Consider the following 13,125-nt stretch of genomic DNA (forward strand, 5'->3'; position numbering starts at 1 on the left):
GCGGAAGCGGCCCGGGCGCTCGGGGGTCTCGATCTTCTCGTCAACAATGCGGGGCTGGCCGATCCCCGCGGATGGACGGATGATCTCGAGAAGATGACGGACGATCTCTGGATGAGGGTCCTGCGGACGGATCTTCTCGGAGCGTTCAAATGCAGCCGGGCCGCGGCGCGCCTCATGCGGCGGGGGAAGATCATCAACGTCGCTTCCATCCCGGCGCTCGTGGGGGACCGGGAGGGGCTCGTCTACGCCGCCGCGAAGGCGGCCGTCGTCGGAATGACGAAGTCGCTCGCGGTGCTTCTGGCGCCGCGGATCCAGGTGAACTGCCTGGCGTTCGGCTCGCTGGCGACCTCGTGGGTCGAGTGGCTCTCCCCGGCCCGGCGCGCGGCCTACCGGCGGGCGATCCCTCTGGGACGCTTCGGGACGCCGGAGGAGGCGGCGCAGGCGGCGCTCTTCCTGGCGGAAAACGACTGGGTGACGGGCCAGACGCTCGTTCTGGACGGCGGGGAGGCGCGGGTGTGAGGAAGGCGCTCGTCTTGGTCTCCGGAGGGATCGACTCCGCGGTGGCGCTTTGGTGGGCGCGGGACCGGTACCGCGTCACGGCGCTGTCCTTCGAGGGGCCCGCCCGGCCGCGCGGGGAGCGCCGCGCCTGCGGCGAGATCGTGCGCCGCGCGGGCGTTCCGCATCTGACGGTTCCGGCGCCGTACCTGCGGCCGCGTCCGTCGGGATACATTCCGGCGCGGAACCTGGTGTTTCACGGCATCGCGCTGTCCATCGCCGAAGACCGGGGCATGGAGGCGGTTGTGGCGGGGCACAACCGGTCGGATGCGAAGATCTTCGAGGACGCCCGGCCGGAGTTCTTCCGGCGCCTGGAGCGCCTGGCCGGACGCGTCCGGATCGAACTTCCTCTGGCGCACTTCACGGACGCGCAGGTGGTGGCTCTGGGCCTGCGGTGGGGCGTGCCCCTCGAGGCGACGTGGAGCTGCTACCGGAACGGCTCCCGGCCGTGCCGCCGTTGCAGCGCCTGCCGGGATCGGCTAGAATCCTTCCGCGTCGCCGGAAGCGAGGATCCCCATGAAAGTCGGCGTTCTCGAGCATTTCGATAGCATGCATCTCCTGCCGGGCCACCCCAAGTGCGGGGTGCCCCACGGGCACACCTATCGCGTGGAGGTGGTCGTCGAGGGTCCCGTCCGGGACGGGATGGTCGTCGATTTCGACGTCCTCAAGCGGTCGCTCCGCGAGATCCTGAAGACCTACGACCACACGGATCTCAATCGTCTCCTCCCCATGCCCTCCTGCGAAAACATCGCGCTCGATCTTCTGGCCCGGCTCAAGAGCCGGGTTCCGCACGAGAAGATGTCCGTCCGCGTCTGGGAGGGCGACGGCAAGTGGGCCGAGTGCGAGGGGTAGGCCGCCGGGTCGAAAATCCCTCTTGACCCGGCCGGCGGAGCCGGGTAAGGTACTTAGTGTAAGATTGACACTAAGAGGAACCGCCGGATGACGGCCGAAACGGAACGCCGGGAGATCGTGGAGGACATCCTCCGCCTCAAGAAGGAACGGCGGGCGGTCATCCTGGCGCACAACTACCAGCGCGGCGAGATCCAGGACGTGGCGGACTTCCTGGGGGATTCCCTCGGGCTCACCCAGGCCGCGGCCCGCACCGACGCGCGCGTCATCGTCTTCTGCGGCGTCCACTTCATGGCCGAGACGGCCGCGATCATGAACCCCGACAAGATCGTGGTCATTCCCGACCGGGAGGCCGGATGCTCCCTGGCGGCCATGATCTCGGGGGAATCGCTCCGGCGCTGGAAGGCCGAACATCCCGGGGCCGTGGTCGTCTCCTACATCAACTGCACCGCCGAGGTGAAGGCGGAAAGCGACTACATCTGCACGTCCACGAACGCGCTCAAGATCGTCGAGGCGATCCCGCCCGACCGGGAGATCCTCTTCGCGCCCGATCAGTTCCTGGGCACCTACATCATGAAAAGGACCGGCCGCCGCATGCACCTCTGGCCGGGTTACTGTCACGTCCACAACAAGATCAAGACCGACAGGATCCAGGACCTCAAGAAGGAACATCCCGACGCGAAATTCATCATGCACCCCGAGTGCGGGTGCCTGACCTCCTGCATGCCCCTGGCGGACAAGATCGTTTCGACCGAGGGCATCATCCGCACCGTGCGCGAGTCGCCGGAGCGGAAGTTCATCGTGGGGACCGAAGTGGGGATCCTCCACCGCCTGCGCAAGGAGAATCCCGAGAAGGTCTTCTTCCCCGCGGCCGAGGAGGCCTCCTGCGAATTCATGAAGCTCAACACGCTCGAGAAGCTCCTGGCGTCCCTCGAGGACCTCGAATACCGCGTCACGGTTCCCGAGGAGATCGCCCGCAAGGCCCGCCGGGCCATCGAGCGGATGCTCGAAATCAGCGACCCGGGAGGATACGTGCGCAAGCCCGATCCGGCCGATTGACGCCGGTGGTATAGTAGGGCGTGGGGCGAGGCGCGCCCCTCGGGAGGGAACGATGCTCGACCGTGTGGGCGGGGGATTCAAGGAGTACGCGGCGCCGTCGCTGCGGCTGGGACTGGCGCTTGTTCTCATTCTGTACGGCGCGCGGCTCCTGCCGCCGTCGGAGCGCGTCGGGGAGCTCGTCGCCCTCGCCGTCACCCTTCTCGGAGGGCTCTTCATCCTGATCGGCTTCCTCACGAGGTGGGCCGCGGCCGCCGTGCTCGTCTGGTCCGCCTACAAGATCTTCAACGGCCCCGGGACCTCCGCCTTCATCCATTTCCACAGCCAGCTCTGGCTGGCCCTGCTCTCGATGAGCTTCGCGCTGTTCGGTCTGGGCGGCGGGAAGTGGAGCCTGGACGTCTCGAGCAAGCGCAAGAAGGACGAAGGTTAGAGGCACGGAAATCCGGAAAACCCGCTTGGTCCGGCCCGTCCGCCGTGGTAGGCTGAGGCCGTGACCGAGGCGCGCGACGTCACCCCGATTCTTCTGGCCGCCGGGGCCTCCACGCGCATGGGCCGGCCGAAGGCGCTCCTGGATTTCGACGGCCGCACGGTCCTCGATCTGGCCCTGGACGCGGTGCGCGGGCTGGGCACGCCGGTGGTGGTCCTGGGCGCCGCGCGGGAGGAGATCCAGGCGCGCGTGCCGCTCGGCTCGGTGCAGGTCGCCTACAACGACGACTGGGAGCGCGGCCAGACCTCGAGCCTGAAGGCGGGGCTTTCCTGCCTGGCGCCGGCCGCGGCGGCCTTCCTCTTCCACCCCGTGGACTTTCCGCTCGTGAGTCAGGAAGAAGTGGGTCGGCTCGTCGAGGCGTTCCTGGGCTGCAAGGACCCGCGCAAGGCGATCTTCATCCCCTCCTACGGCATGCAGCGCGGCCATCCCGTGCTCTGCCGCCGGGAGCTCGCCCCGGAGTTCCTGGCCCTGCCCGACGACGCTCCCGCGCGCACCGTCATCAACTTCCACCCGCAGAGAATCGCGTACGTGGACTACGACCAGGCGTATATTCTCATGGACATGGACACCCCCCAGGATTACGCCCGGTGCCTGGAAGCCTACCGGGAGCGCCGGAGGCGGCAGGATCGATGAGGGCGATCCAGGAACGGATCCTGCGGCTTCTCGACGAGGGCAAGGCCTTTGCGGTGGCGACCGTGGCCGAGGCCCGCGGAAGCGTCCCGGGAAAGCCCGGCGCCAAGATGGTCTATCTCGAGGACGGCACCCAGTACGGCACGGTCGGAGGCGCGGGCCTCGAGGAGAAGGTCAAGGCCCTCTGCCGCAAAGCCCTCGAGGAGCGCCGGGGCGGCCTTCACTCGTTCGATCTCATGTACTATAAGGAAGGAGCGCTCGACAGCCTGTGCGGCGGGAGCGTCCGGATCCTGATCGAATACATGGCTCCGACTCCGCACCTGCTCATCGCCGGCGGCGGCCATTGCGGCCTGGAGATCGCGCGTCTGTGCGATCAGCTCGGGTATTTCTATTCGGTCCTCGACGACCGCGCCGAGTACGCCTCGCGGGAACGCTTTCCGAACGCGCGGCGCGTCCTTCAGGCGACCCCGGAGGAGTTCTTCGCGCGCGAGGATCTCTCCCCCTACTCGCACGTGGTTCTCGTGGGCTGGTCCCACAAGATCGACACGGAGCTGCTCTTCCACCTCGTGCAGAAATTTCCGAGGTGGATCGGCGCCATCGCCTCCAAGACCAAGCGCCTGGAGATGTTCCGGCGGCTCCGGGCCCGCGGAATTCCGGAGGAGGCGCTCGGGCGCGTGGCGGCGCCCGTGGGGCTTCCCATCGGCGCGGAGACCCCGGCGGAGATCGCCGTGAGCATCCTGGCGCAGATCATCCAGACCGTGAAGAATCCGTCCGGAAGCCATGAGCCCAGCCAAGAGGCGGAGCCCGCCGGCCGCGGGACGGCGGACTAGGACGCTGGTCGCGGCGGCGCTGGCCGCCGCGTTCGGCGCCGCGCCGGCGGACGCGCAGGAGGGGGAGGCCCGTCCCCCGGCCGCGCCGTTCGAAGGCCGGGGGCGCCTGGTCTGCCTGCTCGAGGAGATGAAGGAGCGCCACGGACTGGAGCTGCCGCCGCTGCACGCGCACCTCGTCGGGTTCCGGGTGGACGACGGACCGGGACGACCTCCCCGGTACCTGACGATCCTGCGGACGAAGTCGTCCGAGGCGCTTTTTTCGGATCCCCGATTCCAGGGGCGGGATCTTCGCCTCCTGGGGCGGCTTTTTTCCGAGGGCGCGCTCCTCGAAGTCGCGCACATTCAGGGGTGGCGGGACGGGACGCTCGTGGAGCTTTACTATTGGTGCGATGTCTGCCGGATCCGCGAACCCGTGCCGGGGGCGTGTTCGTGCTGCCAGGATCCGGTCGAGTTCCGGGAGACGCCCGTCGAGCCGCGAAAATAGGTTCGCGTCGCGCGCTCGAGGCGTATAGTAGAGGGACCGCCGGGCTCGCCCCGGCGACCGAAGGAGCTGCACGATGAACGAAGACCCGAAGTCGCCCCGCGCCCGGGAATTCAGCCGCCGCGCCTTCCTCCAGAGCGCGGGGCTGGCGGGCGTGGCGGCCGGTTGCGCCTCGACGCCGTCGGAGTCCGCCGGCGGGACGCCCCCGCAGGGGCTCGGGCCGGGCGCCGTGCCGGTGACCCTCAAGGTCAACGGCCGCGAGATCCGGCTGGAGCTGGAGCCGCGCGTGACGCTCCTGGACGCGCTGCGGGACCACTTCGAAGCGGGCGGCGGACGTCCCGTGGATCTGACGGGGTCCAAGCGCGTGTGCGACCGGGGCTCCTGCGGCGCCTGCACGGTGATCCTCGACGGCCGCACGGCGTACGCCTGCTCCATCCTGGCCGTGGACGCCCAGGGACGCGAGATCCGCACGGTCGAGTCCTTCGAGAAGGCGGGGGCGCTCCACCCGGTGCAGGAGGAGTTCCTGGCCTGCGACGGGCTGATGTGCGGCTTCTGCACGCCGGGCTTCGTGGTGTCCTCGGTGGCGCTTCTCGAGCGCAATCCCTCGCCCACGCGCGAGGAGATCCGCCGGGCGCTCGACGGAAACATCTGCCGCTGCGGTACGCAGCCGCGCAGCCTCGAGGCGGTCGAGAAAGCCGCCGCCCGCATGAAGGGGAGGAGGTAGATCGCCATGCCCGAGTGGCCCAAGGAACGCCGGATCATCGGGACGGCCGTCCCCCGCGTGGACGGCGCGCTCAAGGTGACGGGAAAGGCCAAGTACTCCTACGACCGCGTCTTCCCGGGGCTTCTTCACGCCAAGATCCTGCGGTCCCCCCACGCGCACGCCAAGATCCGAAGCCTGGACCTCTCCGCCGCGGAGAAGATGCCCGGCGTCAAGGCCGTGCACGTCATCAAGAACGCGGGCGCGGAGCTCCGCTTCGTGGGGGACGAGATCGCCGCCGTGGCCGCCGAAACCGAGGAGCAGGCGCGCGACGCGGCGCGGGCGATCCGGGTGGAGTACGAGGTCCTGCCCCACGCGGTCACCGAGGAGGACGGCCGCAAGAACGTGACCGAGGCTCCCCAGGAGCAGAAGGCGGGAGACGTCGAGGCCGCGCTGCGCGGCGCGGCGGCCGCGATCGAGGGGACGTACGGATCCCCCGTCATCACCCACCTTTGCCTGGAGACCCACGGTCTCGTGGCGCAGTGGAGGAGCGAAAAGGAATTCGTCGTCTACTGCTCCACGCAGAACGTGAGCGGCGTGGGGCGCGACCTGAAGGGCCGCTTCCGCGACATGCCCGACCTCAAGGTGGTCTGCGAGACGCCTTTCATGGGCGGCGGCTTCGGCAGCAAGTTCGCCGCCGGCGTCGAGGGCGAGGTCGCGGTGCAGCTTTCCCGCAAGACCCGCCGGCCGGTCAAGCTCATGCTCGAACGCGAGGAGGAACAGATCGCCGGGGGCAACCGCCCGTCCCTCTTCGCGCGCGTCAAGGCCGGGGCGGACGCCCAGGGGAAGCTGGTGGCCTTCGACGCGGACTGCTGGGGCACGGGCGGCTACTCGGGCGGCCTGGGCCAGCGGCTGCCGTACATCTATGCGCCGCAGACCCGGCGCGTGCGGACGCTCCCCATTCCCACGAACTGCGACCGCCAGCGCGCCTGGCGCGCCCCGGGGAGCCCTCAGGCGTCCGTCATCATGGAACAGGCGATGGACGACCTGGCCGACAAGCTCGGCATCGACCCCGTGGAGTTCCGGATCAAGAACCTGCCGGACAACAACCTCAAGCCGATCTATGAGCGGGAGCTCAAGCTCGGAGCCGAGCGGATCGGCTGGGCCCGCCGGCACAAGCGCGGGGACGAGACCCCCGGTCCGCTCAAGCGCGGCCTCGGGTGCGCCCTTTCCACCTGGGGCGGCCGCGCCCACGACTCGCAGGCCACGACAACCCTTCATCCCGACGGCCGCGTCGAGGTCCGCTGCGGGACGCAGGACCTGGGGACGGGGACGACGACGCTCGTTCCCCTCGTGGCCGCCGAGATTCTCGGGCTCGAGGTGAAGGACGTCACCCCGCTCATCGGGACCTCGGACTATCCTCCGTCGGGGGCCAGCGGCGGCTCGACGACGTGCGGGGGCGTGAGCCTTTCGGTCGCCATGAGCGCGAAGAAGGCGCTCGAGGAGCTTTTCAAGAAGGTCGCTCCGGAGCTCGGCGCGGATCCCAAGGATCTTCAGGCGCAGGGCAAGCGCGTCTTCGTCCGGGGGAATCCGCAGAAGGGGCTTTCCTGGAAGCAGGCCTGCGCGCTTCTGGGGCAGCAGCCGGTGACCGCCGCCGGAAGCCGCGCCGAGGCCCCCGCGGGGATGTCGAGCGAGGGCGTCGGCGGCGCCCAGTTCGCCGACGTGACGGTGGACGTCGAAACCGGCGTCGTGCGGATCAACAAGATCGTGGCGGTGGCCGACTGCGGGATGGTGATGAACCGTCTCCTGTGCGAGAGCCAGGTCTACGGCGGCGTGGTCATGGGCGTCTGCCACGGTCTGTTCGAGGAACGCCGGATGGATCCGCGCACGGGCCGGATGCTCAACCCCGACATGGAATGGTACAAGGTGGCGGGTCACTCCGATCTCGGGGAGATCGAGGTGCATCTGCTGGACTATCCCGAGCGCGGGGTGATCGGGATCGGGGAGCCCCCGGTCATTCCGACCGCCGCGGCGATCGCCAACGCGGTGGCCAACGCGATCGGCGTGCGGGCGGGGATCGTGCCTCTGACCCCGCGGCGGGTGCTGGAGGCCCTGGCGGCCAAATAAGGGAGCCGAGCATGAAAGCCTTTACCTATCACAGCCCCACGAGCGAGCAGGCGGCCGTGAAGCTCCTGGGCGCCGGGGCGGTTCCGCTGGCCGGCGGCTCGAGTCTGCTGAATCTTCTGAAGGAGCGCGTGCTGGAGCCCGAGCGGGTGGTCAACCTCAAGGCGATCGCGGGGCTGGCCCGGATCGAGCCGGCGGGCGAGGGCCTGCGGATCGGGGCCAACGTGACGCTCGCGACGCTCCTCGAGAGCGCGGAGGTTCGGCGGGCCTATCCGGCGCTCGTCCAGGCGGCCGAGACCGTGGGCACGCCGCAGATCCGCAACGTGGCGACGGTCGGCGGGAATCTGTGCGCGCCGCCGGCCTGCTGGTACTACGTGCACGAGGGATTCCCCTGTCCGCGGAAGGGCGCGGCGCAGGCCTGTCCCGCCAAGGCCGGCGAGAACGAGTATCACGCCATTTTCGCGACCGACGGGCCGTGCGTCGCGGTGCACGCCTCGAGCCTGGCGCCGGCGCTGGTGGCCCTGGGAGCGCGGGTGCGGATCGCGGGGCCGGGAGGGGCGCGCGAACTCGAGATCGAGAAATTCTTCCGACTTCCCAAGGCGGGAGAGCACCGGGAAAACGTCTTGGCGGCCGACGAGATCGTGACGCACGTCGCGCTGGGGCCGGCGCGGCCCCGGAGCGCCACGTACGTGGTGCTTCACAAGGAATCCCACGACTGGCCGGTGGGGCTGGCGTCGGTGAGCCTGGAGATGGAGGGCGACGCGGTGCGGGCCGCCCGGGTGTGCCTGGGGGCGGTGGCGCCGGTGCCCTGGCGCGCGGCGGGAGCGGAGGCGGCGCTCGCCGGCAAGAAGGTGACGGCCGAGGTCGCCGCGCAGGCCGCGGAGGCGGCGGTGGCGGGGGCGGCGCCCCTGGCCCAGAACGCGTACAAGGTCGGGATCGCGCGGGCCGCGGTGCGGCGGGCGATCCTCCTGGCGGCCACGGGCAAGTGGATGTAGGAGGGGCGGACATGCCGAACGAGACGAACCGGTGGTGCCTTCACCTGCGGTGCAAGGAGATGTATTACTCCTCGCCGGCGGAGCCGCCCTCCGAGCGCGAGCAGGAGGAACGGCGCCTCTACGGCGAATGGGACAACCGCTCCTACTGGTGCCACTGCACCCAGACGGGCGTGGGGCCGGACGATCGGCTGGTGAGCCGATCGGAGTGCAGCCGGCCGGATCGAAAGTGCTACCGGGGGCTGGAACACCTGGCGTGAGACCGGCGCGGGTTCCGCCCGGGACCTTGATTCGCGCGCGGGCGGAGCGGAAAATGGAAGCGTTGATCGGTACGGAGGGAACGACCATGCGGTTTCTCGGAGCGATTCTGGCGCTCGGGCTGGCCTCGGCGGCGCCGGCGGCTTCGGACGGCGCGCCGTCGGTCCGGGGCCTTTACGTCGAGGCGCGCAGCTGCGACGTCTGGACGGGCCCGTGCTTCTCGAACTCGGAATTCAACGTCGTGGGCAACCTCGCCGTGGTGGGCTGGACGGTGACGGAAGGGGTGTGGGACGGCGTCCGGCTGGACGGCCGTTCGGTGGTGGCCGTGATCGAGGCGGAGGGGACGCTCATGACGACGGTGGAGGGCCGCACGCGGGCGGGCCTCTATGTGGACGCGGGGGCCACGTCGGAGCAGGCGCGGGCGCTCGAGGCGATGGCGCGGGCGCTGGCGCCGGGGCATCTCGGGCGGATCGTGCGGGTGGAGCGCCGGCCCATCTCGATCCGTGTGGAGGGCGCGGAGGCCACGCTCTCGGTCGGCCGCGACGAGGCGGTGGTCCGCACGGGGCCGCTGGGACATTGCGACGCCGTCTGCGGCAACGAGCAGCAGGCGTACGCTCCGATCGGCGCCGGCGCGCGGGTGCTCTGCGCGAAGGCCCTGGAGCACGCGTATCGGGGCACGGTGATCGAGGACCGCAGCTGGAGCTATCCGAACCGGCGCAGCGCCATGGTGGGGAGCTTCGAGCGGTAGCGGCGCGCGGATTCCGGGGATTTCCGGAGCGGCGGCGTCGTATCTCCTTTCATCGCGAGAAAAGAGGGTCCTTCATGAAGATCCGGACGGTCGGGGTCTTTCTCGTTCTGACGGCGGCGCCGGGGGAGTATGTGCTGGAGCCGCTGGGGGAGGCGGCGCCGGGGGAACTCGCCGCGGGGGTGCGGGGGGAACTGGCGGCTTCGGGCTTCCGGGCGGCCCAGGGGGGCAAGCCGTTCGTGGATCTCTGGCTCCGGAAGGAGGTGCCGCTGGGTCCGGCGCGGGATCTTCTGGGGGTGCGCTATCCGAAGCTGGAGGACGGGGTGCTTCTGGGGGCGGTGCGGTATCACGCGGAGGGGGCGGATTTCCGGGGGACGAAGATTCCGCCGGGCGTGTACACGCTTCGCTACATGACGCAGCCGGAGGACGGGGACCATCAGGGGACGGCGGAGAGCCGGGACTTCGCGCTGCTTTTGCCGGCCGGGGAAGACGGATCCGCGGCGCGGCTGAAGGCGGAGGAGGCGGTGCGTCTTTCGACCAAGGTGTCGCGCAAGAAGCATCCGGCGGTTCTTTACCTGGCGCCTCGCGAAGGGGGGGAGGGGGCGGCGCGGCTGGGTCGAGATGAGGAGAAGGGGTGGTGGTTCTTCGAGGTCCGGATTCCGGCCGCGGGGGGAGGGGAGGCGGTGAGGCTGGGGCTCGTCTTCGTGGGCAAGGCGGCCGAATAGCGGGCGCCTCAAGGGGCCGGCGGGGCGTTGCCGATTCTCTTCCTTAAGGATGCTCTATCGCCGGCCGATCGTTTACATTCCGCCGTACAGCTACTGCGACCGGGTGTGCGCGCGGTGCGCGATCGACAAGACCCGGTGTCTTCTCTATCAGGTCGAGATGGACGACTATCTTCATCGGGTGATCGACGGCGAGGAGGAGCCGGCGCCGGAGGAAGCGGCTCGCCGGATCGTGAGGCGGGCGGAGGCGGCGGCGCGTTCGGTGGAGGAGCGCGCGCGGGCGCTGGGGGCGGGGCAGGAGATTCCGGCGCGGCGAACGGAGGAGCGGCCGGAGGCCGCCGGTCCGGCGGCCGATCCGCTGCTCGGGCGGGCGGAGGCGCTCGTGCGGGAGGGGGCGGCGTTCCTGCGGGAGCGAGGAGAGGCGCTCGGGGGGGAGGAGCGGGCGCGGGTGCGGCACGCGCTTTTTCTCGTGCCCGGGAAGCTGGAGCGGGCGGCGCGTCCGGCGGGGGACGCCTTCGAGGAGGCCGACGCGATTCTTCAGGCGCAGGCGGCGCACCGGGCGCTCGGGGTGGTGGCGGAGGCAGCGGGGGCGGGGGAGCTTCGGGCGCGGGCGGAGGGGCTCCGGCGCGAGATCGAGGCGCGGTGGCTAATCCGGCCCTCGGAGCTTCTGGAACCGGTGCGGGACGGCGTCTGGTGGGGTCCGCTCCGGGACGTGACGGGGACGCTGCGTCGCCTGGCGGGCGGGTTCTGAGCCCGTGTGAGGTTTTCTTTTCCTTCATTTCCGGTCCGATCGGCGGGTCCGTCCGCTATAATGCAATATTGAAGGCGGACTTCGGACCGGGGGTGGGATTGGCGGGTGCGACGCGGCGGGAGGTGGAGGAGGTGCGCCGCCGGCTGCGGGAGCGGGCGGATGCGCGCGCGGCGCGGCTTCTGCGGGCGGGCGGGAAGACGCCGCACCGGGTGATCGGGGTGGTTCCCCCGGCGGTGCGGGAGGTGGCCCGCCAGGTCGCGCGCCGGCACCGGCGGGACGCGGGGCTTTCGGCGCTTTTCGGGGTGGCGCGCGCGCTCTGGCGGAGTCCCTGGCACGAGGAGCGTTCGGCGGCGATCCACATGCTGGCGGTCCTGTCGCGGCGGCTGGAGGCGCGGCACTGGGGGGAGTTCAAGCGCTGGATCGGGCAGGCGCGGACCGCCGAGCACTGCGACGCGATCGCCACGGGGCTTCTCGGGCCGCTCGTCAAGCGGGACCGGAGCTGGTGCCGGGTGCTCAAGCATTGGGCGCGGTCGCGCAACCCCTGGGAGCGGCGCGCGGCGGCGGGGGCGGTGTTCCTGCGGGTGCGGCACATGGGGGACGTGGAGGCGGGGCTGGAGATCTGCGAAGCCCTGATGCGGGACCCGTCCCCCGTGGTACAGGAGGGGGTGGGAGCGCTCCTTCAGGAGGCGCAGGCGGTGGACGCGAGAGCGACGGGAGAGTTCCTCGAGCGCTGGCGCGCCAAGGCGCGCCCCGAGATCCTGCGCGCGGCCGGGGCGGACCCTACGGACAAATAAACGGGGGTGCTGACATGCCCTCCCAAGGCCCCCTATAGGTTCGGTCCGTAAGTCACATCTATCCCCTTGGACTCGAGTTCCTTCCGGCTAGCTTCCGGCTTTCGTGTCAGCGCATTAGAAAAGTTAATCTCGTTTGTTCTTGACATTAGATGAATAAATAGTATTCTGTCGCGAATGCAGTTTGAGTCGCTCAAGGTGTACTGTGACGTGGCGCGGTACCGGAGCTTCTCCGAGGCCGCTCAGGCCAACGGCATTTCCCAGTCCGCCGCCAGCCAGATCGTCCTTCAGCTGGAGAAACGGCTGGGCGTGCGGCTTGTGGACCGCTCGCGGCGGCCGCTCGTTCTGACTGCGGAAGGCAGGGCCTACTACGACGGCTGCAAGCGCCTCGTCGAGGAATACCTCGAGGTCGAAGCCCGGGTGCGGACCCTGAGCGACCGGTTGGCCTCCCGCATCCGTGTAGCCGCGATTTACTCGGTGGGCCTGCGCGACATGAACCAGTACGTCGAGCGGTTCACCGCGCGGCACCCCGGGGTCCTCATCGAAATCGACTACCTCCATCCCGACCGGGTCTACGAAGCCGTCCTCGAAGGAACGGCCGATTTCGGGCTGGTTTCCTTTCCCCGCCGTTCCCGCAAGCTGACGGCGCTTCCGTGGCGCGAGGAGGAGATGGTCCTGGCCTGCGCGCCCGCCCATCCGCTGGCGGGGCGCGCGTCCGTGCGCCCCGGGGACCTGGCGGGCCAGAAGTACGTGGGTTTCGACCGGGGACTGGCGATCCGGAAGGAAGTGGACCGTTTCCTCCGCGAACACGGCGCGGCCGTGGACGTGGTCCTCGAGTTCGACAACATCGAAAACATCAAGGATGCCGTGGAGGTCTCCGCCGGCGTGGCGCTTCTGCCGCTGCCGGCCCTCCAGCGTGAAATCCAGGCCGGGACGCTCGCCGCCGTGCCGCTGGAGGGCGCGCGCTTCGTGCGCCCCCTGGGCATCATCCACCGGCGCAACCCCCGGCCCTCGGTCAACGCCCGCCGCTTCATCGAGCTGCTCCGCCGGCCCGACGAGCCGGCCGCCGCGCCTCCCGGCGCCGCGGCCCCGCCCGCGGCCCTCGCCGGAGGGGCCTCGAGGGCGTGCTAGGGCGGTCTTCCGGAAAGGTTTCC

The 13,125-nt window shown here is 70.2% G+C and carries 17 protein-coding genes; all 17 read left to right on the forward strand.

The window, feature by feature from the left end; translation table 11 throughout:
* On the forward strand, positions 1-519 hold a 519-nt coding region (locus VNO22_16200; protein ID HXG62913.1), incomplete at its 5' end, for an SDR family oxidoreductase.
* Positions 516-1,103 (forward strand): 7-cyano-7-deazaguanine synthase, encoded by a 588-nt coding sequence (locus VNO22_16205; protein HXG62914.1) that lies wholly within the window; start codon positions 516-518, stop codon positions 1,101-1,103. The genes VNO22_16200 and VNO22_16205, both read left to right, overlap by 4 nt.
* Positions 1,072-1,407: a 6-carboxytetrahydropterin synthase gene (locus VNO22_16210; protein HXG62915.1), complete on the forward strand. Its 336-nt coding sequence runs from the start codon at positions 1,072-1,074 to the stop codon at positions 1,405-1,407. Before VNO22_16205 ends, VNO22_16210 begins: the two co-directional genes overlap by 32 nt.
* A gap of 87 nt (positions 1,408-1,494) precedes the next feature.
* Positions 1,495-2,463, forward strand: coding sequence for a quinolinate synthase NadA (gene nadA / locus VNO22_16215; protein HXG62916.1), 969 nt, complete (start codon positions 1,495-1,497; stop codon positions 2,461-2,463).
* 52 nt (positions 2,464-2,515) lie between these two features.
* Entirely contained in the window at positions 2,516-2,890 is a 375-nt protein-coding gene (locus tag VNO22_16220; GenBank protein HXG62917.1) for a DoxX family protein, read from the forward strand.
* Between the two features lie 60 nt (positions 2,891-2,950).
* Positions 2,951-3,580: a nucleotidyltransferase family protein gene (locus VNO22_16225; GenBank protein ID HXG62918.1), complete on the forward strand. Its 630-nt coding sequence runs from the start codon at positions 2,951-2,953 to the stop codon at positions 3,578-3,580.
* Positions 3,577-4,407, forward strand: coding sequence for an XdhC/CoxI family protein (locus VNO22_16230; GenBank protein HXG62919.1), 831 nt, complete (start codon positions 3,577-3,579; stop codon positions 4,405-4,407). Before VNO22_16225 ends, VNO22_16230 begins: the two co-directional genes overlap by 4 nt.
* Positions 4,358-4,891, forward strand: coding sequence for a hypothetical protein (locus VNO22_16235; GenBank protein HXG62920.1), 534 nt, complete (start codon positions 4,358-4,360; stop codon positions 4,889-4,891). The genes VNO22_16230 and VNO22_16235 overlap by 50 nt, the downstream gene beginning before the upstream one ends.
* Before the next feature lie 73 nt (positions 4,892-4,964).
* Positions 4,965-5,612 (forward strand): (2Fe-2S)-binding protein, encoded by a 648-nt coding sequence (locus VNO22_16240; protein ID HXG62921.1) that lies wholly within the window; start codon positions 4,965-4,967, stop codon positions 5,610-5,612.
* A gap of 6 nt (positions 5,613-5,618) precedes the next feature.
* On the forward strand, positions 5,619-7,715 hold the full coding sequence (locus tag VNO22_16245; GenBank protein HXG62922.1) for a xanthine dehydrogenase family protein molybdopterin-binding subunit: 2,097 nt from the start codon (positions 5,619-5,621) through the stop codon (positions 7,713-7,715).
* 11 nt (positions 7,716-7,726) lie between these two features.
* Positions 7,727-8,707 (forward strand): FAD binding domain-containing protein, encoded by a 981-nt coding sequence (locus VNO22_16250; GenBank protein HXG62923.1) that lies wholly within the window; start codon positions 7,727-7,729, stop codon positions 8,705-8,707.
* 11 nt (positions 8,708-8,718) lie between these two features.
* Complete coding sequence (locus VNO22_16255; protein ID HXG62924.1) at positions 8,719-8,964, forward strand: hypothetical protein; 246 nt, start codon at positions 8,719-8,721, stop codon at positions 8,962-8,964.
* Positions 8,965-9,050: 86 nt separating this feature from the next.
* A complete protein-coding gene (locus tag VNO22_16260) occupies positions 9,051-9,710 on the forward strand; it encodes a DUF1326 domain-containing protein (GenBank protein HXG62925.1) in 660 nt (219 codons plus the stop codon).
* A 74-nt stretch (positions 9,711-9,784) separates the two neighbouring features.
* Positions 9,785-10,432: a hypothetical protein gene (locus tag VNO22_16265; GenBank protein HXG62926.1), complete on the forward strand. Its 648-nt coding sequence runs from the start codon at positions 9,785-9,787 to the stop codon at positions 10,430-10,432.
* A 49-nt stretch (positions 10,433-10,481) separates the two neighbouring features.
* Positions 10,482-11,180, forward strand: coding sequence for a hypothetical protein (locus VNO22_16270; protein HXG62927.1), 699 nt, complete (start codon positions 10,482-10,484; stop codon positions 11,178-11,180).
* 68 nt (positions 11,181-11,248) lie between these two features.
* The gene (locus VNO22_16275; GenBank protein HXG62928.1) at positions 11,249-11,974 is read left to right on the forward strand and encodes a DNA alkylation repair protein; all 726 of its coding nucleotides are present in this window, start codon (positions 11,249-11,251) and stop codon (positions 11,972-11,974) included.
* 174 nt (positions 11,975-12,148) lie between these two features.
* Complete coding sequence (locus VNO22_16280) at positions 12,149-13,102, forward strand: LysR family transcriptional regulator (protein ID HXG62929.1); 954 nt, start codon at positions 12,149-12,151, stop codon at positions 13,100-13,102.
* Positions 13,103-13,125: the final 23 nt, after the last annotated feature.

Source organism: Planctomycetota bacterium (genome assembly GCA_035574235.1).
In the GTDB taxonomy this organism is placed as follows: domain Bacteria; phylum Planctomycetota; class MHYJ01; order MHYJ01; family JACPRB01; genus DATLZA01.